Below are 24,549 nucleotides of genomic sequence, written 5' to 3' on the forward strand. Positions count from 1 at the left end.
TTCCCGGTCGCCCTCGACTGCGTCTCACTCGCCGTTTTCGTCTACGTCTACACTGCCTTCGATTACGTGTTCACTGCCTCCGTCTACATCTTCGCCATCTTCGACATCTTCGACCGGTGGTTCGCCCGTCTCGGGGTCGAGCGCGACGAACTCCAGTCCCTCGCGTTCGAGCAAGCCGGCCGCCCGGTCGGTGAGCGAGGGCGCGACGAGAATACCACGAATCCGTTCGTCGTCGCCGAATTCTCGATGGAGGGCGTCTACGTATCGCCGGAGTTGACTCGCCGCGGAGGGGCCGACCCGCCGACGTTTCAACTCCACGACGACGGGACTTCCATCGGCGTCTTCACCGAAGATGTCGATCGGGCCGGCGTCGCTCTGGCGCTCGGTTTCGAGGGGGTCGAATCCTGATTCGAGAATCGACGGATTCGCGAGGATGTGTTGGCGCAGGTCTTCTTCGCTGCCGGTGAGTTCCAGGTCGCTTCGGTCGGTGACTCCGTAGACCGAACACTGCTCGACCCGCTCGAAAAACACGTCGAGTCGTTCGTCCGGATTCGACCGCGTACTTCGGATGCGGAGCCGTCCATCGCAGACGCTCGCAGCGTGCGTACACCCCGGCGGTTGCCAGTTGACTGGCGTGCGCTTTTCGTCGGTGTGGACGAGGATGGAGCCGTCAGGTTTCAGCAGTACCAGTCGGTCTCCGGGGCCGAGTTTGCTCGTCGCTCGACCGTCGTAATCGACGGTACACCGCCCGAATACGGTGCACATCTCGCCGTTCTCGAACGCCGATTCGAGGTGGACGAGGGCGTCGCGGTGGGCCGGTCGGTGGAGTGTGTTCACCGTCATCCGAGTGTTGGCGGTGATTGGTGGTCGCCGGGCATAAGCCCCGCGTCGTCGCCGGAAACGTTCCGGTTCGCTGGCATACTTATCTCCTTTCCGTGCGTACTGGTAACATGGCCCCTGAATTCGCGGAGACCAACCGTATCGTAATGCCGGACGAAGAGATTGACCGGATACTCCGCGAGGAGGGCGTCGGCGTCCTCTCCCTCGCCGACGACGGTGTCGCCTACGGGCTCCCGCTGTCGTTCGGCTACGACGCCGAGCGAAACCGACTCTACTTCGTCTTCCTCCGCCCCGGTGAGACGTCACGGAAGACAGCGTTCGCAGCACGGACGGCACGAGCGAGTTTCACTGTGTGGCAGTTCCCGTCGCGAGACGAGTGGCAGAGCGTCATCGTCGATGGCGAACTCCACCTCATCGAAGATCAAGAGTGGCACCACGTCTGCGACATTCTCGAAGACAACGCGAAGTACCCAAGTCTCTTTTCGGAGACTGAATCGATGCAGGATCTCCTCGGGTGGGAACTTCGCATCGACCACCGGACGGGTATCCAGCGCCACCACTGAGTATCCAGCGCCACCACTGATGTGTCTCGGGTCTGCGCACTCCGGTCGCACTGCCACCGTTCATCTTTTATCTTCCCTGTCGTCACAACACCTGTGATTGCGTCGAAGTGGCGAGTCCTCGGAACGCTCGCCGTGGCCGAACTGTTCGCGATGTCGCTGTGGTTTAGCGCCAGCGCCGTCGCTCCGCAACTCGCGACGGTGTGGGGGTTGGCCCCCGAACAGGCCGGGTTGTTGACGACCACCGTCCAGTTCGGGTTCGTCGTCGGCGCGCTCGCCTCCGCGGCCCTGACGCTGTCGGACGTGCTTCCTCCACGATACCTCGTCGCCGGGTCGGCACTCGTCGGCGCGGCAGCGACGGTGACGCTCGCAACTGTCGTGACCTCCCCAACCGCAGCACTGACACTCAGATTCGTCACGGGCGTCGCGCTCGCTGGCGTCTACCCACCGGGGATGAAACTCGTCGCCGGATGGTTCCGCGAAGAACGTGGACTCGCCATCGGGACGCTCATCGGTGCGCTCACCGTTGGCTCTGCGCTTCCACACCTTCTGCGCGCTGTCGGCGGCATCGACCGCCCGCGACTCGTCCTCCTCGGTGCTGCGGCGCTCGCAACCGTCGGTGGTGTCGTGGTGCTCGGCGTCCGCCCCGGTCCGTATCAGTCCCCTGCCGCCCCCTTCGACCCTGCAGCAGTTCGGCGCATCCTCCGCGACCCACCGACGCTCCTCGCCAACACTGGCTACTTCGGTCACATGTGGGAACTCTACGCCGTCTGGACGTGGCTTCCGGTCTTTCTCACCCTCGCGTACGATGCCTCAGAGAACCCACTCGCGACCCCCGAAGCGGCCGCGTTGACCGCGTTCGGTGCCATCGCTATCGGTGGACTGGGCGCGCTGGTCGCCGGACGTGCGTCCGACATCTGGGGGCGAACAACCGTCACTGCCGCGAGTATGGTTCTGAGTGGCCTCGCGAGTCTCCTCGTTGGCCTCGTCTACGGTGCCTCCCCGCTGGTCGTCGTCCCCTTCGTCCTCGGATGGGGATTCGTCATCGTCGCGGACTCCGCGCAGTTCTCTGCGGCCGTGACCGAACTCGCAGATGCCAGTTACGTCGGCACTGCGCTCACGCTCCAGACCGCCTTCGGGTTCCTGTTGACTGTCGTCTCCATCCAACTCACGCCCATCGTCGCTGACGCCATCGGCTGGCAGTGGGCGTTCGCACCGCTTGCACTCGGACCTGCTGTCGGAACGCTCGCGATGTGGCGACTTCGAGGCCATCCCAGTGCGACGAAGCTGGCCGGCGGGCGCGGGTGACACCTTCGTCACTTCGGTGACCGCCAGCGGACAGCATCACCAGTCGTCGATACTGTCGCCGTCCTGATTGTCCCAGCGACAGCACTGTTAACCTCCTCTCGCACGTATCGGTACCCTATCGTATGCGCCGGATGACGCTGGGCGAAGGTCGGAAACTCGTGACGGCAGTGCGAACGCCGAATCCGTCACTTTCGGAACCTCGTCCTGACGCGTCGTCCGAGGTGCTCCGACTCGTCGAAGCGCCATTCCGTGACGTTGCTGACGCCCACGAACGACTCGCTGCGCTCGAAGCGCTCCTCTACGAAAGTGGCGACCGACGGGCGGTGTTTCTGACCATCTACGCTCGGGTGACTGCCGAAGTCGATGCCGGACTCGAACACGGTGAGTTCACCGACCCCGCGTGGGTTGCAGACTACCTCGTCACCTTCGCTGACCACTATCGGCGGGCGTTCTCGCCTTCGAACGCGGCAGGTTCGAGATGGTACCCGACCCCTGGCGGCTCTCGTTCGAAACGTCTCTCAGCGGGGAATCGCTCGTGACACAGGATATCCTCCTCGGTATCAACGCGCACGTGAACTACGACCTTGCGCTCGCGCTCGCTGAGGTCGGTATCGACCCACAGCGACACGCGAAGTACGACGACCACCGACGAATCAATCGCGTCCTGCGCCGCCTCGTCGACGAAGAACAGGACCTCATCGCTGCCCGCTACGCCGACGGAATCGCCGACATCGACGAATCATTCGGGAGACTCGACGAGACGCTCTCGTTTTTCACGCTTCGCGAGGGGCGGCGCAACGCGTGGCGCGGCGCAGTTGCCTTGACCGATGGTCGGTACGAACCGGTCAAACGTGCTGTCCGGTGGTGTCTCAGAAGCGTCACCATGGGCGCGGGCCACTTCATTCTCGCACCGACAGCGAACACCACCCTCCGCGACAGATTAGAACGGGTCGAAAACGGCGGGCGCGACTAGACGGCCTCGAAGCCCACATAGAGACGGGAGTGCGAGTCGACGAAGAGGACATGTTGCTCGAAGCTGACCCCCCAACAAGTACCTGACCGACGCCCGATTTTCGTGGCAGTTCTCCGAGGGGTACTTAAACTCCCCCGGATAGCGCGGTGATAGATACCTCCGGGTAACGGTCGTTTCTTTGGGTATGAACTCATCCACGACGCTCACTGCCAACGGTGCGCTCGGTTTCGGCGCTCGCGACCACCACACTCCAGACCCGTCTGCCGTCCTCTCGGCCCTCAACGACGGCGACAGCCGTCGCATTCTCGCTGTCTGCGACGACCAACCACGAACCGCACAGGAGTGCGCGAACCTGTGTGATATCCCGCTTTCGAGCGTCTACCGAAAACTCGACCTGCTGTCCGACGCGGCACTCCTCGAAGAAGGCCGGCGGATTCAACCCGACGCACACCACCCTCGAGAGTTCTCGACCCACTTCGACGCACTCTCGCTTTCGTTCGACGCGGGCGTCTCGGTCAACTTCCGACAGGTCGCGACCGACGGTGGTGAAGACACCACGGAGCGCTGAGTCCGATGTCTACCCACCGCCCACCGGCACGAGATTTCGGTAAGTTGTTCGTCGAACTCACAGGACAGACGACGCTGACCCACCCGCAGGATATGGTCGCCAGTCGAGCTGCCGAACTCCGAGACGAAGATATCGAAGTCGCGAAGGACGTCGCCTCGACCGTTCTCGAGACCGGGATGGAAGACGCGCTCGAATCACCAGAGGTGGACTGATGATGGCCGGGTCGACAGCAAACGAGTACGTATTCGAGTGTCCGCAGTGTGGAGAGCAGTTCGAAGTCAACGATGGGATGCGAGATGCGCTCCTCGAACGCGGGTGTCCGATATGCACGTCGACGGTCTCGGAAACCGCGTTCTCAGCTGTTTCGCCTGAATAGCTGGGTGCTCTGTCTCTCCCCTCTCTCTTCCCTGTCTCTCCCCTGTCTCTCTGCTATCTCCCCATTATTTCGACAACAACGGCCGTTTTCGTTCGGATTTCCTGCCCATCTCTGTTCTTCCTTTGGAAGAAACAGTCGTCTGGAAGAAACAGTAGGCTACATATACACGTGAACCACGAGTATGAGTTACATGCCTGACGGCACAGACTACACCTTCGTCTGCCCCGAGTGCGGGGAGTCCATGGTGGTAAACGGGTCGATGCGTGATGCGCTCATCGAAAACGGATGTGTCGTCTGCACGTCGTCAGTTTCGAGCCAGTCGTTTTCTCGAGCCTGAATTCCCGATTACAGTGCGGAGTGTGCTGGGCACGCCGGTTTATACGTCTCCGCGCCGAGAAGTAACAATGATAACATCCCCCGCGAGTCAGTGCATACGAACCGATGTCCTTGGACCAACAGACTAACCTCTCACCCGACGAGATCGACGGGATATTAGCTCGTCACGAGGCGGGAGTGCTGTCACTGGCGAGAGCAGACGAGCCATACGCGATCCCTATCTCTTACGGGTACGACACCGTCGATGGCCGTTTCTACCTTCGACTCGTCTCGACTCCCAAGAGCGAAAAACGCGAGTTCCTCACGTCGTCGCCGAAAGCACGCCTCGTCGTCCACGAATCTGTCGACGACGTATACCGAAGCGTCATCGCGAAGGGAACACTCGAACGGGTTCCGACGAGTGAACTCACTCCCGAACGCATTGCACAGTACGGCGACGCCAAACGTCCACTGTTCGAAATCTGGGCGGAATCGAAGCGTGACCTCGACATCCAACTCTTCGAACTCGTCCCCGAGTCGATTAGTGGCCGTGAAGTTCGCGTCGACCCGGACGAGGACACCCAATGAGCGTTCACCGTCACGGTCGCATTCGACCCCGACTTACTGCCACTGTGACGGGCCCGTCTGCGTCCACCGTCGTCCACCAGCGACTCGCGTAAGTTACTCATGCCCTCCGGAATTCGCGCAACTATCGAATTCGATACACCTGTCTGCCAAATCGCCTCGATTGCCTCCGCGACTGACTCCATCGTCAGTTCCGTCTCGACGAGTGTTGCGTCGCTCCCTGACTCGCCGAGCGTCACCGAGTTCGTCGTCGATACCGAAGACGCAACGAGCGTCGACCTGGACCCTGTCTTCTCCTACGGGACGAAACACGTCTTTCGAATCGTCCACGACGGGTCTGTCGGGTGCCCGTGTGAATGTCTCGGTGAGTTCGGGTGTCCAATCGACCGCTACTTCACCCAGAACGGAACGCTGACGCTCGTCTTTTACGCTGCCGACTACGACCAACTCCAGACGGCTATCGGCGAACTCCGCGAGCGATTCCCCAATCTCGATATCAAACGACTCGTGCGGTCACCGACTGGTGATTCGCCGAAAGACAACATCTTCGTCGACCGGGCGAAGCTCACGGCTCGACAACTCGAAGTGATTCAGATGGCCTACAAGATGGGCTATTTCGAGCGTCCACGACGTGCGAACGCAACCGAAGTCGCTGCCGAACTCGACATCAGCCAGTCGACATTCTCTGAACACCTCGCGGCCGCACAGACGAAACTTCTCGGGGATATCCTCGAAGAAGGATAACAGGCCGTCCGGCCCGCACAGAGCGAGGGTATATAAACGTCCCCGGATATCGTGGCTGTCTGTTGGTCTCTATACGGCGACTCTACAGAGGTATGAGTCAGGCCGTGCCCCCGAAGTCCATCCGTTCTCACACTCGCAACTCTCACGACGAGACAGTCGTCGACGACCAGGAGACGATGAACGCGCTCTTCGACATGCTCGACGACGAGGGCTCTCGCTCTATCCTCGAAGCGACTGATGGAACTGCGCTCTCAGCGAGCGAAATTTCGGATGCGTGTGACCTCCCGCTTTCGACCACCTACCGAAAACTCGAACCCCTCACCGAAACTGGCCTCCTGTCGAAGCGCCTGCGCATCTCGCGGTCCGGAAAGCACACCGCCGAGTACGAACGCGCCGTCGAAGACGTGACCGTGACTGTCTCGCCGTCCGGCGTGGAGGTGCACATCACGCACGTCGATGGTGTGCAAAAACCGACTGTGACTGCCTGAATCGGTCGCGTACTTGGACTCGCTCTGTGATGGTCTCCTTCTTGCGGACAGTTTCCTTGTTACTGTGTGGTCGTACGTACTACTCGTGAACGTGCTCGAAGGAGTCAGCGCGTACCGACAGACGTTCACCGTTAGCTGAGTTGCCTGATTCAGGGCTCAGGCCCTCGACGTGATTCACTCCTCACGAAGTTCGTAGGAACATGCCGCCTCCCGGATTTGAACTTTGGTCACTTCGCTCGCTGCGCTCGCTTCGCTCCCGAGTTCAGAATCCGCTCGGGTCGCATTCTGGATTTCACCGCGACTCGCTCCGCTCGTCGGGTTGAAATCACAGAAATGCCGCCTCCCGGATTTGAACCGGGGACAGCTCGATCTTCAGTCGAGTGCTCTCCCAGTCTGAGCTAAGGCGGCGCATTTCGGTAGACGCACAGGGGAGAAAAAACCATTTCGGATTGCTGCGCTGTGATTCGTCGGATTTGCTCCTCGACTCGACTCAGCGCTGCCGCTCGTCGGTGTGTAAAATAGTTTTTAGTAATCGATTCGTCTGCGTGGTGTACGTTGACGGTTACAGTCGCTTGACGTTGATTGCGCGGGGGCCCTTCGGGGCGTCTTCGATGTCGAACTCGACTTCTTGGCCCTCTTCGAGGTCTGGGCCGCCGACGTCTTCCATGTGGAAGAACACGTCGTCGTCCGCGTCGTCAGTGGAAATGAAACCGTAACCGCCGGTGTCGTTGAAGAAATCAACCTTACCTTTCGCCATTGCCTTTGTATAACGACCCTGTGAACGGTTAACCCTTCCGCCCACCTCATCGGCCACGCAGAATCAGGTGTCCGTCTCTCGAACGCAGTCGCTCACGGAGGGTGAAAAACGGAAGAAAGTTCGTCAGTGTGTGAAGTTACCGGCGTTGAACGAAAACCTGCTTAGAGGCGGGTGACGTTCGTCGCGCGGGGACCCTTGGGGGCCTGTTCGATGTCGAATTCGATTTCCTGACCCTCTTCGAGGTCCGGGCCGCCAACGTCTTCCATGTGGAAGAACACGTCGTCGTCCGCGTCGTCAGTAGAGATGAAACCGTAACCGCCAGTGTCGTTGAAGAAATCAACCTTACCTTTCGCCATTGCCTTTGGATACCCGGGCGTCGCACGGATAAGTCTTGTGAACACGAAAAGAAGCAGTGAGAGCTACGATATGGTTGTTCTTGGCCCCTCTCCGCACAGTTCTCCGATGCTGGTGTTCACCCACCGCCACGTTCGGATGGACCGATTCGACAGACTGACTGTGTTCTCGACGGACGGGTCGATGACGAGATTCAGCCGAGTTTCCCAGATGCCTTAGTCGTCGTCATCCCGGTCGTCGTCATCGTCATCCCGGTCGTCGTCATCGTCATCGTCATCCCGGTCGTCGTCATCGTCATCGTCATCCCGGTCGTCGTCATCGTCGTCGTCGTCGCGTTTTCCTCTGCGCTTGTTCTTCCGCTTGTCTTTGTCCTTGGATTTCTTCTTCCGTTCTTCCTTGTCGTCATCGTCGTCCTCGTCGTCGTCGTCGTCCTTCGATTTCTTCTTGGCCTTGTCCTTCGATTTGTCGCGCTTTTCCTGCCACTCGTCACGCTTTTTCTTTCGTTCCTCACGTGCTTCGTCGCGGTCTTCTTTCCAGTCGTCGTCACCCTCGTCACGTTTTTCCTGCCACTCGTCTCGGTCTTCTTTCCACTCCTCGCGTGCCTCGTCTCGGTCTTCTTTCCACTCCGGTTTGTCTTTCTCTTCGTCGACCGGTTCCGCAGGTTCTTCCTCAGTTGGCTCTGGCGTCTCTTCTTCTGCTGGTTCCTCGGTTGGTTCGGGAGATGTCGGTTCCTCGGGTCCGCCGAGCGTTTCACAGGTAATCGTCACCGGGTCTGTGAGGTTCAACGACTGGCGGGTCAGGTTGGACCACGTTCCGGTCAACACCTGCCACGACGTGACGTTTCCTTCGTAGTACTCTCCGTAGAGCGTGGCGGCCTCGTTGTACGCCGGGTCGATGGTGAGCGCGAAGTCTCCATCGAGATATCCGATGACTCCGCCGTCCGACTGGCTATTTCGCCACGTCCAGTCGACGACGTGGACACTACCACTCACGTTCCACTTGTCGTTGTTCGAACGTGCGAGTTCCCCTGTGTCCGAGTAGGTGTACAAGTCGTCTTTCACCAGCCATTTCGCCGTGTTCGGGACGCCAGTGACGCGCCACGTGACGTTGCCTTCGCTGTTTCCGCCACCGTGAACTGCGACGAGACTGATGCCATCGGGACCGTGGTACAGGAACATCACCGTCGACGACCCTTCTAACAGGTACGTGAGTCCAACCGACTCGTAGTACGGCCCCTCTCCGGGGTCCGTCGCACCGTTGTCGCCTCCGTAGTAGCTCGGAATTCGAAGGTCGTAGAGCTCACGCACGGGCTTGTCACCGACGAGGAGGTCGATTTCGAACTCACGACTTCCCTGTTTCACTCGATACACTCGCTGTGAGTCATCTTGGCCGTGAATCGCACCGGCCTGTCCACCGAGTGCGCTTGCGAGGAGGAATCCACCTGTCAATTTGAGCGCGGACCGTCTGTTCAGCGGCCAGTCGCCGTCAGAACTCGAAGGGTCGTTCATCGGTTTTAGTTGACAAGAATGTTGTATTGTTATGCGTAGCTTACAGTGACATTTGGGATACTAACGGTTGTTTGATGAGGAAAACCGGACGTTACACCCAGGAAATGCTGAACGTGGTTTCGCTCCGCACGGGCTGCTACCAGTCGAACAGGCCGTCGCGAGAATCACCATCTGGATACTCGGAGGCGGCCGGTGACAAATATTAAGTTGCGATTACCCCGTCAGTTGAGTAATGATAGCAGGACGCACGGTGGCAGGGGACGGACGATGACCGACGCTCCACCGGGGCTCGAACCACTCGTCGTCGAGCCACCATCGCTCTGTTCGTCGAGGGCCGCAACTATCGTCGAAGAAGAATTCGGCAAACGTGGCACGGCGACCGAACTCAGTAGCGAACGAGACCAGAACTTCCACGTCGAAACCGAAGACGGTGAGGAGTTCGTTCTCAAGATATCTAGCCCGGCGGACGACGCTGCCGCACTCGGTTTACAGACACAGGTGCTTGCTCACGTCCACGATACCGCGGCCGACCTGCCGGTGATGCGGACCGTCTACACGACGGATGGAAGGCCATGGACGTCGGTCGAGGCCAACGGCGTCACGTATCTCGTTCGGCTGTTCACGCACCTTCCGGGCGGATCGGTCACTATCCAAGACCTGGACACAGAGGCGCTGTTCGAGTATGGCGAAACCGTCGCGAGGCTCGGCGAAGCCCTCCGTGGATTCTTCCATCCCGACGCCCGGTACGACATCCTGTGGGACCTGCGCCACACTCCGACACTCCGTTCGCTCCTCGATAGCGTCACCACCGACCGCCGACGCGACCTCGCCGAACGCGTCCTCGACCGGTACGACGACCGTGTCGATCCGGTGTTCGAGACGCTCCGAGCGCAAGTCATCCACAACGACCTCACGCTGGACAACGTCCTGTTGAACGACGATGGGCACGTGAGCGGTATCGTCGACTTTGGCGACCTCACGCACACGGCGCTCGTCTGCGACCTCGTCATGGCGCTCGCGAGCGTGATGTATCGCCGGAACGACCCAGTTGAGGCCGCAGAAGAGGTCGTCCGCGGATACGTGAGTGTTACCCCGCTCGAAGTGGAGGAAGCGCGCCTTTTGGCTGACCTCGTAGCGGCACGACTCGTCACCTGGGGGGTCATCGTCGCGTGGCGTGTCGAACACCACCCGGAGAAGACCGACCACACTGTCGACGGTGTCGACGACGGCTGGGCGCTACTGGAAGAACTCGACGACATAGGATTGGATGCTGTCCAGCGACGCTTGCAGACTGCCGCCCTCGGGAGCGTCGTCCCCTATCCCCGGATGGAGACCGACGACGTGCTGGCCCGGCGACGCCAGGTACTTGGCGAATCTCCGCTCTCGTACGACGACCCGATTCACCTCGTCGCCGGAGACGGTGCATGGCTGTTCGACCCGGAGGGACGACGGTACCTCGACGGCTACAACAACGTGCAGGTGGTGGGCCACGCACACCCCGACGTCGCGGCCGCAATCGGCGGACAGGCACGAAAGCTGGCGACCAACACGCGCTACCTGCACGAGTCTGTCGTCACGCTCTCGGAACGGATTCTGGATACGATGCCCGATGAATTAGACCGGATTTTCTTCGTCAATTCGGGGAGCGAGGCAGTCGACCTCGCGTGGCGACTGGCGACTGCTGTGACAGGCCACGATGGTGCGGTCGTGACGCCTCACGCCTACCACGGTATCACCGACGTGTCTGCCGCGCTGTCTCCGGAAATCTGGCCGGAGGAGGACCGCCCCGACTACGTCGAGACCGTCTCCCCACCAGTCGAGACGAGCAGTCACCACGCTTCGACTGGCACAGCCCCCACCGAAGAGATGGCTGACGCACTGGACACGCTCGAAACGAATAATTTCGGTGTCGCCGCGTTCGTCTTCGACTCGATGTTCACCAGCGATGGCATCCTCCCGCCCGACAGTGAAGTGCTCGGGCGAATGGCCGACCGAGTCAGGGATGCAGGTGGTCTCGTCGTCGCCGACGAGGTGCAGGCCGGGTTTGGCCGAACTGGCACTGCTATGTGGGGGTTCGAGGCTGCAGACATCGTTCCCGACATCGTCACGCTGGGCAAACCGATGGGCAACGGCCACCCCGTCGCTGCCGTCGTGACGCGTTCAGATATCGCCTCGACGCTCATGGAGCGGACGGGGATGTTCAGTACGTTCGGCGGCAATCCAGTGTCTGCCACCGCTGCGCTCGCAGTACTCGACGCCATCGAAGGGGACGACCTGTTGTCACACACCGCCGACGTCGGTGCATACCTGGAGGCCGGACTCGCAGAACTGGCTGCGACGTACGATATCGTTGGTGAGATTCGCCGCCAAGGACTCATGGTCGGTGTCGAACTCGTTCACGACGACGAGACGTGGGCCCCGGCCGCTGACGAGACGGCGGCGGTGGTCGAGAAGATGCGGCAGCGACGAGTCCTCATCGGGTCGACCGGCATGCACGGGAACGTCCTGAAGATACGGCCGCCGCTCGTGTTCGACCACGACCACGCGGACCACCTTCTGTCGGCGCTCGAGGCGAGTCTCGCCGAGCTCGAGTGAGTTGGTGACGCCGAGCGGCGTGATAGTTCAGTCGAGCATCGTCGAGAGAGTGTGTGTTGCCTCCCGGATTTGAACCGAGTCGAGACGGACCGCTCACTTCGTTCGCGGTTGCGACTCGCCGGGTTCAGAATCCGCTCGGGTCGCATTCTGGATTTCACCGCGACTCGCTCCGCTCGTCGGGTTGAAATCACAGAAATGCCGCCTCCCGGATTTGAACCGGGGACAGCTCGATCTTCAGTCGAGTGCTCTCCCAGTCTGAGCTAAGGCGGCTCGCATTCTTCCGAAGCCGGAGGTAACGAAAAAGGCTTTCGAATCGACTGTCAGCGGTGGGTCATCGCCGTCGACCTTCGGTCGCACTCGCCCGGGCCCGCTCGGCCCGCTCGCGGATTCCGATCAGCATCTTTCGCTCCATGGCGAACTGCACGGGTTCGACGACAAGTCGATTCACGACACGAGCTCGAAGTGACGGTGACTGCCCACGGAACCGAACGACGAGTCTCGTCGCACCGGGTGAGAGTTCGTGCAACGCGAACGTCCACGTCGCCGTGCTGGCACCGAGTTCCCACCCCGGTGCGCTCAGAACGAGCGTCCGACCGGGGTCCATCAACGCGACGTGAAATGACGGTGCGTTCGACCCCGGTGGCCCGAGTCGAATCTCGTCTCCGATACCGAGGTGCTGGTGCTCGGAGAGGATGTTGTCGGCGTCGTGAATCTGGAGACCGAAGAAGTTCTCCAGTCGCTCGTAACTGTAGAATCCCCCACGACCCTGTCCTAACTTCACCAGCCACGGCCAGACGCTCCGCGCAGACGCTGCGATAGTAATCGCTCGCGTAGACACCACGTCGGCGTCACCGACGAAGTCATCACCCGGAAGCGCGCCCGTCGCCTCACCGTCAGTCGTGCCCCACTGCCTGTGCCACGGACGCAGTGCGAAGAGGTACGCCCCGGTGAGCGCCACCCCGACGACACCGAGTACCCGTCCAATTGCCCGAAGTAAACGTTTCATGCCCATGTGCCTCACTTCTCGGCTTGTGTTCGGCAAGGGGTGTCATAATGCTACTTGCCGTTTTGTAATCTGGTAACACCGTACCAGAGGACGCCGCCGACGAGTGCACCGAGGACGTTCGCACCCATATCCCACAGGCTGAACGTCCGATACGAGAGCCCCGCTTGCACGACTTCGATACACGCGCCGAAGACGCCAGCCGCGACCACAGCTGTTCCAATCTCTCTCCCATCTCGTGCGTGACTGGCGTACGCGACACCGAATCCGAGGCCCGCGTATCCGACGGCGTGAATCCACTTGTCCAGTCCGACGACACCGAACGGACCAGTCGGTGCGAGGCCGCCCGGCGGTGTCGGGAGGACTGACGCGACGAAGATGACCAGCGCGTATCCGAGAACGACGAGGGCCTGTTGTGGGTGTTCGCGGAGTCTGTCGACGAGGGTCACTGCTCTGGAGTGGGTGCGTTCTGGGTTAAAAGGGTTCGTGTGGTGGGTGGGTTTCGTCGGTGAGGGAGCGGGCGGATTGGAATTGGGGGTTGTAGGCTCGGGCGGATTCGAACCACTTCGTCAACCTCGCTACGCTCGGTTGCCGCAAGGTTCGACCGCCCTCGGTTCACGAATTCGTGCTCGCTGTCGCTCGCACAGAATTAGTGGGCTCGGGCGGATTCGAACCACCGACCTCAGCCTTGTAAAGGCCGCGTCATAACCAACTAGACCACGAGCCCTGCAATTCATTCGAACCGGTTCGCGCAAATAACGGTTTTTGTTTCGTCCGGCCCCCGGAACCCTTAGACGCATTGCGAACGTATCTCGCACCGAATGACCTCTCGCGCACGAACGGTCCTCTTCGTCACGGCAGTCCTCGTCGTCGTCGCCAGCGTCGCCTACCTCTCGAATCCGGCAATCGCACCGGGTGCCACCGACGACTACGAGCGAACCACGCTCACAATCGTGGACGACGAGACGGGTGACACACTCGCAACTGTCGACGCCCGTGTCGCCGACACCTACGCCAAGCGGTACACTGGATTGAGTGACACCGAGTCACTCGCAACAGACGAGGGGATGTGGTTCGTCCACGACTCGACTGGGAGCTACGCCTACGTGATGCGCGACATGGACTTCCCAATCGACATCGTCTTCGTCGCCGAAAACGGCACGATTACGCGAATTCACCACGCCGAACTCGACCCCGAAGGGACGAGTGATTCCGACCTCACCCGCTACCGTGGCACCGGAAAGTACGTCCTCGAACTCCCCTACGGCTACACGAACGAACACTGCATCGACGAAGGCGACCGAATCCTCCTCGACTGAAAGCGAAACGACCGAAGGGGTGGCCGTTGTGTCTGCTCACATGGGCGACCACGTTGACGCGCTTTCCGACCTCGAAGGCTGGTTCGCTGAGGAGTTTGCTGCACGCGTCCACTACCGCGGGGGCGGCGACGCGTACAGCATCGAGTACTACGAACCATCGAACTGCGTCCTCTACTGGAAAGTAAAAGGCGACGGCGAGACTGCGGTTCCAGTCGGACGCGACACGGTTCCAGACCCGCTTCGAACCCGCATCCGAGAGGATTTGGCCGAATCGGGACTCGACCCCGAGATAGAGTCTCGCGTCTTGTAGGATTACACCAACCTCGACTGCGGCCACTGTCGTTCCAGTTCGTCGATACGGAGAACGCTGGAAAGCCAACACGCTCGGCTATCTGACCATCCGCACGCTCTCGACTGAACCGACAGCGACAAAAATGTGAGGGGGAACACCCCTCTGTCACCGTCTCCGGACCGGGCACCCCGGAGCGGTGACGGTGCTGGTGTCTTCAGAGGCACCCCAGCGTGAGAGAGTTCGCTCACACCCTATTCAACCTATTGCCTGCTCCAAATTTATTGGATTTATCTGAGTTAAACCACAAACAAATTTTATTAAGTTGATTTTCGATTGGAGGGCCGAGTCCTATCGAGTACTATCGGTTGGTCTCGACCGGTATCCGGAAACTGTAGGTGAGTCTTCATCTCGATTGCCGGCCATCTCTCACGTGAGGGGAAGCCAAGTGGACAACCATGTGTGGGCGGTTCGACTGTACGTCCTTAATCTGGCGGTGCTGATTACGCACGAGATCGACTCCGCGTACTGGGAAGAGTGGAACCTCTTCGGTATCCCCGGCGGGATACAGGTGTTCGACCTGTTCAATCTCGTCGTCGTCCTCGTCTTCTTGGAGGGTCTCCGTCGGCTCGCCAGCGGTGACCGGACTGGCTATCAGTTCTCGCTCCTCCTCGTCGGGGTCGGATTGTTCGCCGTCGTCGCGCACGGCTACTTCCTCGCCATCGGCCGTCCCGAGTTTCGACTCCCCGTTTCGCTCGCACTCATCGCGGCCACGTTCGCTCTCTCCGTCGCACAGGGTGTCGTCACCGTGCGGGCGCTCCGACCCTCGAGCTGAGTTACTGAGAACCGGCGGGGCCTCCCGCATCCGAGAGCTTTACTGCGAGCGCCCCCTGAGCCGTTGTCGTGCCTCCTGATACAGACGACGACCCGTTCGAAGACCAGAAAGAGCGGGTCGAAAACCCGATGCGACGTCTCTTCGCCGAATACGGGCGTGAGAACACGTCGCAGTTCGTCGTGGGGTTACTCGCGAGCATCGCCGCTCGCGTCCTGGATTTGGTCCCGCCGGTCATCCTCGGCCTCTCCATCGACGCCATCATCCGACAAGACAAGTCGTTTGCTGCCGCATTTCCCGTCTTCCCGGAAGCGTGGATTGCACCGTTCGTCCCCGCGACACGAAGCGGGCAGTTCTTCTTCGCAGTCGGATTCATCGTCTTCAGTTTCACCGGCGGTGCGGTGTTTCACTGGCTTCGAAACTGGGGATGGAACTCCTACGCGCAGAACATCCAGCACGCCATCCGCGTCGACACCTACGACCGGATGCAACTGCTCAACATGGACTTCTTCGCCGACAAGCAGACCGGCGAGATGATGTCCGTCCTCTCGAACGACGTGAACCGACTCGAACGGTTCCTCAACGACGGGATGAACTCGTTCTTCAGACTGTCTGTGATGGTCCTCGCCATCGCCGTCGTCTTGCTCTCGTACAACTGGCAACTGGCGCTCGTCGCCCTCTTGCCGGTTCCGCTCATCGCCCTGTTCACGTGGAAGTTCGTGGATATCATCCAACCGAAGTACGCCGAAGTTCGCTCGTCTGTCGGCAAACTCAACTCCCGGTTGGAGAACAACCTCGGCGGCATCCAGGTCATCAAGACGTTCAACGCCGAGTCACACGAATCCGACCGCGTCGACGGCGTCTCGATGGACTACTTCGACGCAAACTGGGACGCTATCAACACCCGAATCAAGTTCTTCCCCGCGCTGCGCATCCTCGCCGGCATCGGGTTCACACTGACCTTCGTCGTCGGTGGGCTCTGGGTAATCAACGGTGAAGGCCCCGGACCGTTCACCGGCACGCTCGCAGTCGGTGAGTTCGTCACGTTCATCCTCCTCACCCAGCAGTTCGTCTGGCCACTCGCCCAGTTCGGCCAGATTATCAACATGTACCAGCGCGCACACGCCTCCAGTGCCCGTATCTTCGGGTTGATGGATGAACCCGCTCGCCTCGCAGAGAAGACCGACGCGCCTGACCTCACTGTCTCTGAGGGCCGTGTCGAATACGACCACGTCACCTTCGGCTACGACGACGGCGAGACTATCATCGACGACATCTCGTTCGAGGTCGGCGGCGGTGAGACGCTCGCACTCGTCGGTCCGACTGGCGCTGGCAAATCGACCGTCCTCAAACTCCTGATGCGGATGTACGATGTGGACGACGGGGCAGTCAGTATCGACGGACAGGACGTCCGCGACGTGGCACTGTCGAGTCTCCGCGAGTCGATAGCCTACGTCAGCCAGGAGACGTTCCTGTTCTACGGAACCGTCGAAGAGAACATCGCCTACGGAACGTTCGACGCCGACCACGAGGATATCGTCGCGGCCGCAAAGGCCGCCGAGGCACACGAGTTCATCTCGAACCTCCCGGATGGCTACGACACGAAAGTTGGCGAACGTGGTGTGAAACTCTCCGGTGGCCAACGCCAGCGCGTCTCCATCGCCCGTGCAATCCTCAAAGACCCCGAAATCCTCGTCCTCGACGAGGCGACGTCGGACGTGGACACCGAGACGGAGATGCTCATCCAGCGCTCGCTCGACAAACTCACGGCCGACCGAACGACGTTCAGTATCGCCCACCGCCTCTCGACGATCAAGGACGCAGACCAGATCGTCGTCCTCGAAGATGGCCGTATCGTCGAACGCGGCACCCACGACGACCTGCTGACTGCAGACGGTCTCTACGCACATCTCTGGGGCGTTCAAGCAGGCGAAATCGACCAACTCCCGGACGAGTTCGTCGAACGCGCTGCCCGCCGACAGGCCGAAGTCGACGCCAGTAACGACTGAAGCGCGCTTCCGAGTCGACGCGCTGACGCTTCACCTCCGCGGCTCCCTCTCGAAAGCGCCTACCACTAAGACGACGCCACGCAATCTCCCACTATGCGACTCTCCGAGGCCACCTGGACCGACGTCGCCGACCTCGACACCGACCTCGCGGTCCTCCCCGTCGGGAGCACCGAACAACACGGGCCGCACGCACCGCTCGGCACGGACTTTTTCAACGCCGAATCTATCGCAGAAGCGGGCGTCGAAGCCTTCGACGGAGATGTCGTCGTCGCCCCCACGATTCCAATCGGAATCGCCGAAGAACACCGTGCCTTCGACGGGACGCTCTGGGTCTCTCCGGACACCTTCCGCGCGTACGTCGGCGAGACCATCGAGTCGCTGGCGTTCCACGGATTCGACCGCGTCGTCGTCGTCAACGGCCACGGCGGCAACGTCGAGGCGCTCGCAGAAGTCTGTCGGCGAGTTTCACGAACTGGCGACGCCTACGCCGTCGCGTTCACGTGGTTCGACGCCGTCGGCGAACAGTCGAAAAACATGGGCCACGCCGGACCGCTCGAAACCGGACTCCTCCGACACACCCATCCCGAACTCGTCCGCGAGGATAGAATCGAGGAGGCCCGTGAGGGCGCGGCAGACCGCTGGGGAGAGTGGGTTTCGGGGGTCAACCTCGCGCACGATTCAGACGAATTCACCGACAACGGCGTCGTCGGCGACCCGGCCGACGGCGACGCAACGCGTGGAGAAGAACTGGAGTCGCTCGCAGCAGACGCGCTGGCGTCACTCCTCGATGCAGTCGAGACGCGAACCCGCGAGTGAGACGGCGACCGTTCGACACGGACACGTGCTGTTCTGTCTGTCCTGCCCGGCCCGCGTGTTGTGTTATTCTTCTTCTTCCTCTTCCTCTTCTTCCTCTTCCTCTTCTTCCTCTTCCTCTTCTTCCTCTTCCTCATCGGCCGCTTCCGCCGCATCGGCGAGTGCGCCACGAAGTTGCGGCATCGTGTTCGTGAGTTCGCCGACGAGTTCGTGAGCCTCTTCGAGCATTTCGAGGAGTTCTTCGAGGTCTTCGATGGCTTCTTCGAGGTCTTCTGCGTCGTCGAACGCGTCGGCACGTTCACCGATGACGTACCACTTTTTGGCCTGTCGGAGATGCTCGCTGGCGTCTCCGACGTTCAGCGAGGACCGAAGGCCGTTGAGGACGCCGAGCACGTTGTCGGCGTCGGCGTTCCACACGTCGTCTGCGTCCGGGAGAACCGCACGCGCTTCGTCGAGATGTTCCTCGACGTCGGCGCGCATCTCCGCTGCTGCCTCTCCGAACAGGTCGTCGTCACCGAGTGTCGCTTGACTCATGGCAACACATTCGGCACGCGGGGGTTTAAAAACGACCCCGAAAGTGAAAGTGAAATCGTGCGACTCGGTGGGACTCGTGGCCGATTTCTCAGGGAATGTCTCCCACGTATCGTGCCTCTCGATTCCCACGTGTCACCTGCTCGTGTAGCGGGCCGACGAGTTCTCGTGGGAAAAACCACGATTCGTCGAGTTCGTCCACCGAGAGCCACTCGACACCCACTTGCTTTGAGTCTTCTATCGTCGGCGCTGTTGGCTCGTCGTCCACGAGTTCGCACCAGAAGAAGTGGTCGACGCGGTGGGCGTCGTCGCTGCCGTCTTCGACGTGGTTCGACGGGACGAAGTCTCTCACGAACGCGAGCGACTCGACGGCGACATCGTACCCGGTCTCTTCGGACACTTCGCGACGAACCGTCTCAGAGAGCGGTTCGCCCAGTTCCTGTCTCCCACCGGGTGTTAGATACCAGTTTTCGTCGCCATCTCCGTACTGCACAGTCAAGAGGTGGTCGTCGTCGACGACGAGTGCGCGGGCCGAGATTCGCGCCCCCGTCATTCGACGGAGACGAGTTTCATCAGTGGGTAACCGTCTTCCATCTCCATTCGCGTGCGGACTGTGACGCCCTCGTACTCGATTCGCATCTCGACCTCCATGAACCGACCCGTGAGTTCGGTGTACTCGGCCGTCGAGTCTGCGAGTTCGGCTTCGAGTTCGTCGTCGAGGATCTCGACCGAGACGGACTCACAGAACGGCTGGTTCTCGATTGCTTCTGCCATCGCGCGTTCGAGACTTCGCGCGCTTGCGGGCGACACTGGCGTCCCGGCGAACTGGTGGTAGAGCGTGCCGAACTTGATGCCCGCTTCGAAGCACGCAGTCTGTGGGTCGGTGACCATGCCGGGAGGTATGTCGGTCGTGGCTAAAGTTCGCCGGTTGGATGCGGTTGCAGGCACGAACCGGTCCTTACTTAGCCTCCCTCGCCGGACGTTGAACCGAATGGACCAGCCGGTTTTGCTTACGGGGGCTGGCGGGCGCGTCGGCCAGGCGATACTGGGTCACATCGGCGACGCCTACGACTGGCGGCTGCTGGACCGCGAGCCATTACCCGACGAGAAGATTCCCGAATCCGTCGACCCGACGGACGTGTACGTGGCGGACATCACCGACGAGACTGCCGTGAAAAACGCGATTGAGGACGTTTACGCGGTTATCCACCTCGCTGGCGACCCTCGTCCAGAGGCACCGTGGAACAGCGTGCTCCGAAACAACATCGACGGCACCCAGAAGATGTACGAGGCGGCCGTCGAGGCGGGCGTCGAGAAGTTCGCCTTCGCGTCGTCGAACCACGCTGTCGGCGCGTACGAGACCGAAGAGCGCACCCCGGACATGTACCGCTCAGACCACGAATTCCGTCTGAACGGGACCGAACTCCCTCGGCCGAGCAACCTCTACGGGGTGAGTAAGGCGACCGGTGAGACGCTCGGTCGCTACTACCACGACCACCACGGCATCTCTGTCGTCAACGTGCGTATCGGCAACCTCACCCAGCACCACCCGCCCCGAGAGTACGAACGTGGGCAGGCGATGTGGCTCTCGTACCGCGACTGCGCGCATCTCTTCGAGTGCTGTGTCGAGGCCGACTACGACTTCGAAATCGTCTACGGTATCTCCGACAACGACCGCAAGTACTACTCCATCGACCGCGCTCGCGAGGTACTCGGCTACGCCCCGACCGACAACTCCGCCGAGTACAACTTCAAGGGCGAACCGCTCGACGACGGCTGAGTCGCCCCGAGCTTATTCGAACAGCCCACTCACATCGTCTTCGCGGCGTCGTTTCAGTCGAACGTGTTCTGCCAGTCGCTGATAGACGAGTCCGCGCTGCACGTCGTTCTGGACGAAGTCGAACACCATCGCCGTGAACTGCGTCTGTTCACCCGTCGAGACTTCTTCGCGAGCGTACGCAATCGCGTCCGCGACGATTGATTCGTCGTAGCCGTCGAGTTCCTCTGCGAGCACGTCGGCGGCGACGACGATCGCATCGAAATCGAGTTCTTCAGGCGTCACGACGTCGCCGTCGAGACGGAGTTCGAGTGGGTCGTCGCGGACGGCCACGTCGGGGTCAGATTCGAGACGCGCGAGGTACGCCCGAACGTCGTCGAGGTTGATGCCGCGATAGTCGCCCGCGAGGCCATCGAGATACTGCTGGGCGCTCTGGGCCAGTCCAGTCGCTCCGGAGTGATTTCCCTCGTGGGCGTGGTGGACGGCGGCGGTGAACTGGATGAGCCCGTGGAGAAATCGCTCGTCGTCACTGCCGTCTTCGAGGTCCAACCACGTCGCTTCCCACGCACCGTGGGCCGCCCGATACGCCCCGGCGTTGTAGATCGCGACACCGGCCCGAAGCGAATCGTCCATGGGCGTAGTGGGCCGTTGTTGCGTAAAAATATCCGCATCGGCCGCGCCAGCGCGTCAAGAACTGCGGGGTGACTTCACTCAAAAACAGGTACTCTCCGTGTTCATGTCGATTCATGGATATAATTTACGTGGCCACTTCCACTCTGTGTCACTATTTGGTCATCTCTGCGGGTATGTGGTTAGTGTGCTGATAACTCTGTGTCAAATGGGGGCGACCCTGCAAATAGAGGTCATACTTATTCTCCTTGACGACATATGAGGTATGATAGCACATGAACGCCCACGTAGTCCTCGACCGAGGGTCCGAACGATGATCCACTCACCGGTGTGCATCCGCTGTGGTGACACCTACATGTTCACCCGGATGTACAAGGGCAATTACTGTCCAGATTGCCACGAAGCATGGTCTCTCACACCTCGGTCAGAGGTCCCACCTCGTCCCCGCCCACGGAGCGCCCGAACGCCGTCGTCTCTCTCCCAACAGGACGACGACGTCTTTGGGCCTGAACCTCCGTACGACGAGGCGTAAGTCATCATTTTCTCTGTGGTCCAGAGCGACGGCACCGGTCGGAGGCTGATTTTTAGTCGTTAGCCGCCGATGATACTGGTTTTCAGGGGGTGAGAATCGAGCGACTGCGACGTGAGGGGGGAACACGTCGAGGGCGAATGAAGTGAGCATTCCGACGGAGATTTGAACTCGTTCGCAGCAAAACTGCTCCCTGTTCAAATCTCCTCGGAGTACGTACACGTACAGAACGAATCGAGAGACACAGTGGTCTCTCGAAGGTTTGGTTCTGAAGAGAAACGTCCTGACGGAGATTTGAACTCCGGTCCCTGGCTCCGCAAGCCAGGAGGATAGTCCACTACCCTATCAGGACTGTCTTGCTGCACTCACAGGTACTGGGTGGTTACTTAAGACGGTTACGATGTGGTCGCTCAGTGAACCGCGGGACCACGGCACGAGGACAGGCTCAGAGCCCGGCAGACGAGTCGCTGCCATCCACGACGAGTGACCACCTCGACGCAAGGACTTTTTGCTGACGTGATGTACGTCCGACAGTGCATCGACGTACTGTGCTCGCTGGCGTAACCGGTGTGTGCGCCTCGCTCGCGGGATGTTCATCTGATGGTGACGACTCAGCTGGTGAGGAGACGACGACAGCGGCGACGACGACGCCGACACCGACGCCGAGTGACCCCGTGTTAGTCGACCGGTCGCTCTCCCCGAAATCGGCCGACGACTGCCCACCTGACGGACAGGCGACCATCACCGGTCCGACCGACGGTGTCGTCTCTATCGATGGCTGTCTCTGGGGCCCAACCGGCTGTTCGGTGGTCCGACTGGCCGCTGCCGACTACGATGTCGACTCCGGCACTGCCCGGGTAGCCATCGAGACCGTCGAAGACAGAGCCACAGACGAGGCGTGCACACAGGCGCTCGTCGCGCTCGGCTACCAAGTGCAACTTCGATTCGACTACGGTGTCCCCCGACGTGTCGTCGTCGTCCACGACGACGCGAACGGGAACCGGACCGTTGCAGAACGCGACCTGTGAGTCGTGAGTGTTCTGTGAGCCTCCGTAGATTCATACCCGAAGGCGTGGCCACCACTCGGTATGTCGACCGTTTCGTGCTACCGCTCGGCCGTGCAAACCACGAGGAAAACAACGCTTAAGCGCCGGCCTTCCCTGTTCGTCCATAGAATGAGTACGACGTGTGGTCTGTCGCGACGTGCGCGATTTGGACAGGGAGGTGACGCCTGATGGGCGTCATAGAAGAGGTGTACGAGGATCTCGAGACCGAGGTCGAGTTCGAGAAGTTCGAGGCCGCGGTGAAAGACAAAGTCGAACAGATGGGCGGCCTCGCGGACGAAGAGACGGCGGCGATGCTCATCGCCCACGAACTACGCGACGAGGAAGTCAACGGTATCGCCGACATCGAACCCGGGATGGAGGACGTGAAGTTCCTCGCCAAGGTCGTCAGCATCGGCGAGGTTCGGACGTTCGAACGCGACGGTGAAGACGAAGACGGACGCGTCCTCAACATCGAAGTCGCAGACGAGACGGGTCGGATTCGCGTCTCGCTGTGGGACCAGATGGCCGCCGGTGCCGAAGAGAATCTCGAAGTCGGGACGGTCCTTCGAATCGGTGGCCGGCCGAAAGACGGCTACAACGGCGTCGAAGTCAGCGCCAGCAAGGTCGAAGAGGACATCGAAGCCGAAGTCGACGTGCAGATTCTCGATAGCTACCGCGTCGAAGACCTCGCGCTGGGGCTGTCGGACGTGAACCTCAAGGGGAAGCTTCTCGACACGGGCGAGGTTCGGACGTTCGACCGCGACGACGGGACCGAAGGACGCGTCTCGAATCTCTCTATCGGTGACCCCACGGGTCGCATCCGCGTCACGCTGTGGGACGAACGAGCGGACCTCGTCGACGAACTCGAATCCGGCCAGTCCGTCGAAGTCGTCGATGGATACGTCCGCGAACGCGATGGCTCCCTCGAACTCCACGTCGGGTCGCGGGGTGCCGTCGAAGTCATCGACGAATCCATCGAGTACGTCCCCGAGACGACGGATATCGGCGCGCTGGAAATCGGCCAGACGGTCGATATCGCCGGTGGCGTCATCGAATCCGACGGCAAACGAACCTTCGACCGCGACGACGGCTCGCAAGGGCAGGTCCGAAACATCCGCGTGAAAGACGACACCGGCGACATCCGCGTCGCGCTCTGGGGGGAGAAAGCTGACACCGACGTCGACCTCGCCGACTACGTCGTCATCACCGACGTTCAAATCAAAGATGGGTGGCAAGACGACCTCGAGGCCTCTGCTGGGTGGCGCTCGTCTGTCACGGTCATGGACGACGCACCTGATGGCGCGAGCGGAAGCGGCAGCAGCGACCAGAACGCGGCCGCAACGAGCGACCAGGGTCTGGGAGCGTTCTCGGGCGACAACGCATCGTCTGGCGGTGCGTCCAGTGGTTCGACTACGGACACGACCACGGCCGCGACGAGCGCAGACGGCGAAGCAGTCGAGTTCACGGGGACGGTCGTTCAGGCCGGCAACCCGGTCATCCTCGACGACGGCACACAGACGAAGACGGTCGAAACCGACGCCGACCTCGGACTCGGCGACGAAGTGACCGTCAATGGAACCGAAACTGACGGCCGTATCACCGCCGACTCCGTCGAAGTACACACCGGCGCGAAGCGGTAAGGCGAGCCTCGGTAGACGAGGACGCACGCAATCGGCGTCCGCTCGGTTGCCAGTGCGGTCGCTCGACGGCCAATGACGGTCGTCCGCTGACCCGTGGGTGAATAAAATCCAGAAGCCGCCGCGACGGAAAGGATTATACGCCGGACGGACCCGATATGTG

General features: G+C 60.9%; 27 protein-coding genes, 4 tRNA genes and 1 pseudogene. 18 read left to right on the forward strand and 14 right to left on the reverse strand.

Annotation, left to right across the window (positions count from 1 at the left end; genetic code table 11):
• Positions 1–24: 24 nt before the first annotated feature.
• Entirely contained in the window at positions 25–843 is an 819-nt protein-coding gene (gene nucS / locus ACK3SC_RS02845; RefSeq protein ID WP_416838611.1) for an endonuclease NucS, read from the reverse strand.
• Between the two features lie 107 nt (positions 844–950).
• Here nucS and ACK3SC_RS02850 point away from each other — a divergent pair, with 107 nt between their 5' ends.
• The 9 genes and pseudogenes from ACK3SC_RS02850 (at position 951) to ACK3SC_RS02890 (ending at position 6,757) form a co-directional block, all read left to right on the forward strand.
• On the forward strand, positions 951–1,403 hold the full coding sequence (locus ACK3SC_RS02850) for a pyridoxamine 5'-phosphate oxidase family protein (protein WP_416838612.1): 453 nt from the start codon (positions 951–953) through the stop codon (positions 1,401–1,403).
• A gap of 93 nt (positions 1,404–1,496) precedes the next feature.
• Entirely contained in the window at positions 1,497–2,708 is a 1,212-nt protein-coding gene (locus ACK3SC_RS02855; protein WP_416838613.1) for an MFS transporter, read from the forward strand.
• 131 nt (positions 2,709–2,839) lie between these two features.
• Positions 2,840–3,681: pseudogene (locus ACK3SC_RS02860) on the forward strand (DUF5995 family protein).
• 184 nt (positions 3,682–3,865) lie between these two features.
• Positions 3,866–4,249 (forward strand): helix-turn-helix domain-containing protein, encoded by a 384-nt coding sequence (locus ACK3SC_RS02865; RefSeq protein ID WP_416838614.1) that lies wholly within the window; start codon positions 3,866–3,868, stop codon positions 4,247–4,249.
• A 5-nt stretch (positions 4,250–4,254) separates the two neighbouring features.
• Positions 4,255–4,461 carry a hypothetical protein gene (locus ACK3SC_RS02870; RefSeq protein WP_416838615.1) on the forward strand — a complete coding sequence of 69 codons (207 nt, stop codon included), beginning with the start codon at positions 4,255–4,257 and terminating at the stop codon, positions 4,459–4,461.
• 354 nt (positions 4,462–4,815) lie between these two features.
• On the forward strand, positions 4,816–4,962 hold the full coding sequence (locus ACK3SC_RS02875; protein ID WP_416838616.1) for a hypothetical protein: 147 nt from the start codon (positions 4,816–4,818) through the stop codon (positions 4,960–4,962).
• Positions 4,963–5,066: 104 nt separating this feature from the next.
• Entirely contained in the window at positions 5,067–5,528 is a 462-nt protein-coding gene (locus ACK3SC_RS02880) for a pyridoxamine 5'-phosphate oxidase family protein (RefSeq protein ID WP_416838617.1), read from the forward strand.
• A 99-nt stretch (positions 5,529–5,627) separates the two neighbouring features.
• The gene (locus ACK3SC_RS02885; protein WP_416838618.1) at positions 5,628–6,269 is read left to right on the forward strand and encodes a helix-turn-helix domain-containing protein; all 642 of its coding nucleotides are present in this window, start codon (positions 5,628–5,630) and stop codon (positions 6,267–6,269) included.
• Between the two features lie 92 nt (positions 6,270–6,361).
• Positions 6,362–6,757 (forward strand): helix-turn-helix domain-containing protein, encoded by a 396-nt coding sequence (locus ACK3SC_RS02890; protein WP_416838619.1) that lies wholly within the window; start codon positions 6,362–6,364, stop codon positions 6,755–6,757.
• 334 nt (positions 6,758–7,091) lie between these two features.
• Here the strand turns inward: ACK3SC_RS02890 and ACK3SC_RS02895 are convergent.
• The 4 genes from ACK3SC_RS02895 to ACK3SC_RS02910 form a co-directional block, all read right to left on the reverse strand.
• Positions 7,092–7,165 (reverse strand) — tRNA-Phe (locus ACK3SC_RS02895).
• A 154-nt stretch (positions 7,166–7,319) separates the two neighbouring features.
• On the reverse strand, positions 7,320–7,514 hold the full coding sequence (locus ACK3SC_RS02900; protein WP_151110584.1) for a cold-shock protein: 195 nt from the start codon (positions 7,512–7,514) through the stop codon (positions 7,320–7,322).
• 161 nt (positions 7,515–7,675) lie between these two features.
• Complete coding sequence (locus ACK3SC_RS02905; protein WP_004057907.1) at positions 7,676–7,870, reverse strand: cold-shock protein; 195 nt, start codon at positions 7,868–7,870, stop codon at positions 7,676–7,678.
• Positions 7,871–8,083: 213 nt separating this feature from the next.
• Entirely contained in the window at positions 8,084–9,376 is a 1,293-nt protein-coding gene (locus ACK3SC_RS02910; protein WP_416838620.1) for a hypothetical protein, read from the reverse strand.
• Positions 9,377–9,643: 267 nt separating this feature from the next.
• On the opposite strand from ACK3SC_RS02910, the gene ACK3SC_RS02915 reads away from it, so the two are divergent.
• Positions 9,644–11,971, forward strand: coding sequence for an aminotransferase class III-fold pyridoxal phosphate-dependent enzyme (locus tag ACK3SC_RS02915; RefSeq protein ID WP_416838621.1), 2,328 nt, complete (start codon positions 9,644–9,646; stop codon positions 11,969–11,971).
• 196 nt (positions 11,972–12,167) lie between these two features.
• On the opposite strand, the gene ACK3SC_RS02920 is transcribed toward ACK3SC_RS02915, so the two are convergent.
• From ACK3SC_RS02920 to ACK3SC_RS02935, 4 genes are all read right to left on the reverse strand, one after another.
• Positions 12,168–12,241, reverse strand: a tRNA-Phe gene (locus ACK3SC_RS02920).
• Between the two features lie 61 nt (positions 12,242–12,302).
• The gene (locus ACK3SC_RS02925) at positions 12,303–12,983 is read right to left on the reverse strand and encodes a hypothetical protein (protein WP_416838622.1); all 681 of its coding nucleotides are present in this window, start codon (positions 12,981–12,983) and stop codon (positions 12,303–12,305) included.
• A 44-nt stretch (positions 12,984–13,027) separates the two neighbouring features.
• Positions 13,028–13,423 carry a VanZ family protein gene (locus ACK3SC_RS02930; RefSeq protein ID WP_416838623.1) on the reverse strand — a complete coding sequence of 132 codons (396 nt, stop codon included), beginning with the start codon at positions 13,421–13,423 and terminating at the stop codon, positions 13,028–13,030.
• A gap of 204 nt (positions 13,424–13,627) precedes the next feature.
• Positions 13,628–13,701 (reverse strand) — tRNA-Val (locus ACK3SC_RS02935).
• 94 nt (positions 13,702–13,795) lie between these two features.
• Here ACK3SC_RS02935 and ACK3SC_RS02940 point away from each other — a divergent pair.
• The 5 genes from ACK3SC_RS02940 to ACK3SC_RS02960 all read left to right on the forward strand — a co-directional run bounded on the left by ACK3SC_RS02940 (position 13,796) and on the right by ACK3SC_RS02960 (position 18,239).
• Positions 13,796–14,293, forward strand: a complete 498-nt coding sequence (locus ACK3SC_RS02940) for a DUF192 domain-containing protein (protein ID WP_416838624.1) — start codon at positions 13,796–13,798, stop codon at positions 14,291–14,293.
• Between the two features lie 40 nt (positions 14,294–14,333).
• Entirely contained in the window at positions 14,334–14,603 is a 270-nt protein-coding gene (locus tag ACK3SC_RS02945) for a hypothetical protein (protein ID WP_416838625.1), read from the forward strand.
• A gap of 427 nt (positions 14,604–15,030) precedes the next feature.
• Complete coding sequence (locus tag ACK3SC_RS02950; protein ID WP_416838626.1) at positions 15,031–15,417, forward strand: DUF6713 family protein; 387 nt, start codon at positions 15,031–15,033, stop codon at positions 15,415–15,417.
• A 68-nt stretch (positions 15,418–15,485) separates the two neighbouring features.
• The gene (locus ACK3SC_RS02955; protein WP_416838627.1) at positions 15,486–17,423 is read left to right on the forward strand and encodes an ABC transporter ATP-binding protein; all 1,938 of its coding nucleotides are present in this window, start codon (positions 15,486–15,488) and stop codon (positions 17,421–17,423) included.
• Positions 17,424–17,516: 93 nt separating this feature from the next.
• The gene (locus tag ACK3SC_RS02960; protein WP_416838628.1) at positions 17,517–18,239 is read left to right on the forward strand and encodes a creatininase family protein; all 723 of its coding nucleotides are present in this window, start codon (positions 17,517–17,519) and stop codon (positions 18,237–18,239) included.
• Between the two features lie 63 nt (positions 18,240–18,302).
• Here ACK3SC_RS02960 and ACK3SC_RS02965 read toward each other — a convergent pair whose 3' ends face one another.
• The 3 genes from ACK3SC_RS02965 to ACK3SC_RS02975 all read right to left on the reverse strand — a co-directional run bounded on the left by ACK3SC_RS02965 (position 18,303) and on the right by ACK3SC_RS02975 (position 19,658).
• Positions 18,303–18,770, reverse strand: a complete 468-nt coding sequence (locus ACK3SC_RS02965) for a DUF5790 family protein (RefSeq protein ID WP_416838629.1) — start codon at positions 18,768–18,770, stop codon at positions 18,303–18,305.
• Positions 18,771–18,858: 88 nt separating this feature from the next.
• On the reverse strand, positions 18,859–19,320 hold the full coding sequence (locus ACK3SC_RS02970; protein WP_416838630.1) for an NUDIX domain-containing protein: 462 nt from the start codon (positions 19,318–19,320) through the stop codon (positions 18,859–18,861).
• Positions 19,317–19,658: a dihydroneopterin aldolase family protein gene (locus tag ACK3SC_RS02975; RefSeq protein ID WP_416838631.1), complete on the reverse strand. Its 342-nt coding sequence runs from the start codon at positions 19,656–19,658 to the stop codon at positions 19,317–19,319. The genes ACK3SC_RS02970 and ACK3SC_RS02975 overlap by 4 nt, the downstream gene beginning before the upstream one ends.
• A gap of 100 nt (positions 19,659–19,758) precedes the next feature.
• Here ACK3SC_RS02975 and azf point away from each other — a divergent pair, with 100 nt between their 5' ends.
• Positions 19,759–20,547, forward strand: coding sequence for an NAD-dependent glucose-6-phosphate dehydrogenase (azf, locus tag ACK3SC_RS02980; RefSeq protein ID WP_416838632.1), 789 nt, complete (start codon positions 19,759–19,761; stop codon positions 20,545–20,547).
• Positions 20,548–20,559: 12 nt separating this feature from the next.
• Here azf and ACK3SC_RS02985 read toward each other — a convergent pair whose 3' ends face one another.
• Both ACK3SC_RS02985 and ACK3SC_RS02990 read right to left on the reverse strand, forming a co-directional pair.
• Complete coding sequence (locus ACK3SC_RS02985; RefSeq protein WP_416838633.1) at positions 20,560–21,177, reverse strand: DUF309 domain-containing protein; 618 nt, start codon at positions 21,175–21,177, stop codon at positions 20,560–20,562.
• An 805-nt stretch (positions 21,178–21,982) separates the two neighbouring features.
• Positions 21,983–22,055, reverse strand: a tRNA-Arg gene (locus ACK3SC_RS02990).
• Positions 22,056–22,236: 181 nt separating this feature from the next.
• Here ACK3SC_RS02990 and ACK3SC_RS02995 point away from each other — a divergent pair.
• On the forward strand, positions 22,237–22,731 hold the full coding sequence (locus ACK3SC_RS02995) for a hypothetical protein (protein WP_416838634.1): 495 nt from the start codon (positions 22,237–22,239) through the stop codon (positions 22,729–22,731).
• 206 nt (positions 22,732–22,937) lie between these two features.
• Positions 22,938–24,389, forward strand: coding sequence for a single-stranded DNA binding protein (locus ACK3SC_RS03000; RefSeq protein WP_416838635.1), 1,452 nt, complete (start codon positions 22,938–22,940; stop codon positions 24,387–24,389).
• The last annotated feature ends 160 nt before the right edge of the window (positions 24,390–24,549 follow it).

The sequence above is a fragment of the Haloferax sp. DFSO52 genome (assembly GCF_048158745.1).
Classification (GTDB): domain Archaea; phylum Halobacteriota; class Halobacteria; order Halobacteriales; family Haloferacaceae; genus Haloferax.

Coding starts and splice junctions, on each gene's coding strand:
- nucS (WP_416838611.1), bottom strand. CDS start 843: ATGACGGTGAACACACTCCACCGACCGGCCCACCGCGACGCCCTCGTC.
- ACK3SC_RS02850 (WP_416838612.1), top strand. CDS start 951: ATGGCCCCTGAATTCGCGGAGACCAACCGTATCGTAATGCCGGACGAA.
- ACK3SC_RS02865 (WP_416838614.1), top strand. CDS start 3,866: ATGAACTCATCCACGACGCTCACTGCCAACGGTGCGCTCGGTTTCGGC.
- ACK3SC_RS02870 (WP_416838615.1), top strand. CDS start 4,255: ATGTCTACCCACCGCCCACCGGCACGAGATTTCGGTAAGTTGTTCGTC.
- ACK3SC_RS02875 (WP_416838616.1), top strand. CDS start 4,816: ATGCCTGACGGCACAGACTACACCTTCGTCTGCCCCGAGTGCGGGGAG.
- ACK3SC_RS02880 (WP_416838617.1), top strand. CDS start 5,067: ATGTCCTTGGACCAACAGACTAACCTCTCACCCGACGAGATCGACGGG.
- ACK3SC_RS02885 (WP_416838618.1), top strand. CDS start 5,628: ATGCCCTCCGGAATTCGCGCAACTATCGAATTCGATACACCTGTCTGC.
- ACK3SC_RS02890 (WP_416838619.1), top strand. CDS start 6,362: ATGAGTCAGGCCGTGCCCCCGAAGTCCATCCGTTCTCACACTCGCAAC.
- ACK3SC_RS02900 (WP_151110584.1), bottom strand. CDS start 7,514: ATGGCGAAAGGTAAGGTTGATTTCTTCAACGACACCGGCGGTTACGGT.
- ACK3SC_RS02905 (WP_004057907.1), bottom strand. CDS start 7,870: ATGGCGAAAGGTAAGGTTGATTTCTTCAACGACACTGGCGGTTACGGT.
- ACK3SC_RS02910 (WP_416838620.1), bottom strand. CDS start 9,376: ATGAACGACCCTTCGAGTTCTGACGGCGACTGGCCGCTGAACAGACGG.
- ACK3SC_RS02915 (WP_416838621.1), top strand. CDS start 9,644: ATGACCGACGCTCCACCGGGGCTCGAACCACTCGTCGTCGAGCCACCA.
- ACK3SC_RS02925 (WP_416838622.1), bottom strand. CDS start 12,983: ATGGGCATGAAACGTTTACTTCGGGCAATTGGACGGGTACTCGGTGTC.
- ACK3SC_RS02940 (WP_416838624.1), top strand. CDS start 13,796: ATGACCTCTCGCGCACGAACGGTCCTCTTCGTCACGGCAGTCCTCGTC.
- ACK3SC_RS02945 (WP_416838625.1), top strand. CDS start 14,334: ATGGGCGACCACGTTGACGCGCTTTCCGACCTCGAAGGCTGGTTCGCT.
- ACK3SC_RS02960 (WP_416838628.1), top strand. CDS start 17,517: ATGCGACTCTCCGAGGCCACCTGGACCGACGTCGCCGACCTCGACACC.
- ACK3SC_RS02965 (WP_416838629.1), bottom strand. CDS start 18,770: ATGAGTCAAGCGACACTCGGTGACGACGACCTGTTCGGAGAGGCAGCA.
- ACK3SC_RS02970 (WP_416838630.1), bottom strand. CDS start 19,320: ATGACGGGGGCGCGAATCTCGGCCCGCGCACTCGTCGTCGACGACGAC.
- ACK3SC_RS02975 (WP_416838631.1), bottom strand. CDS start 19,658: ATGGTCACCGACCCACAGACTGCGTGCTTCGAAGCGGGCATCAAGTTC.
- azf (WP_416838632.1), top strand. CDS start 19,759: ATGGACCAGCCGGTTTTGCTTACGGGGGCTGGCGGGCGCGTCGGCCAG.
- ACK3SC_RS02985 (WP_416838633.1), bottom strand. CDS start 21,177: ATGGACGATTCGCTTCGGGCCGGTGTCGCGATCTACAACGCCGGGGCG.
- ACK3SC_RS03000 (WP_416838635.1), top strand. CDS start 22,938: ATGGGCGTCATAGAAGAGGTGTACGAGGATCTCGAGACCGAGGTCGAG.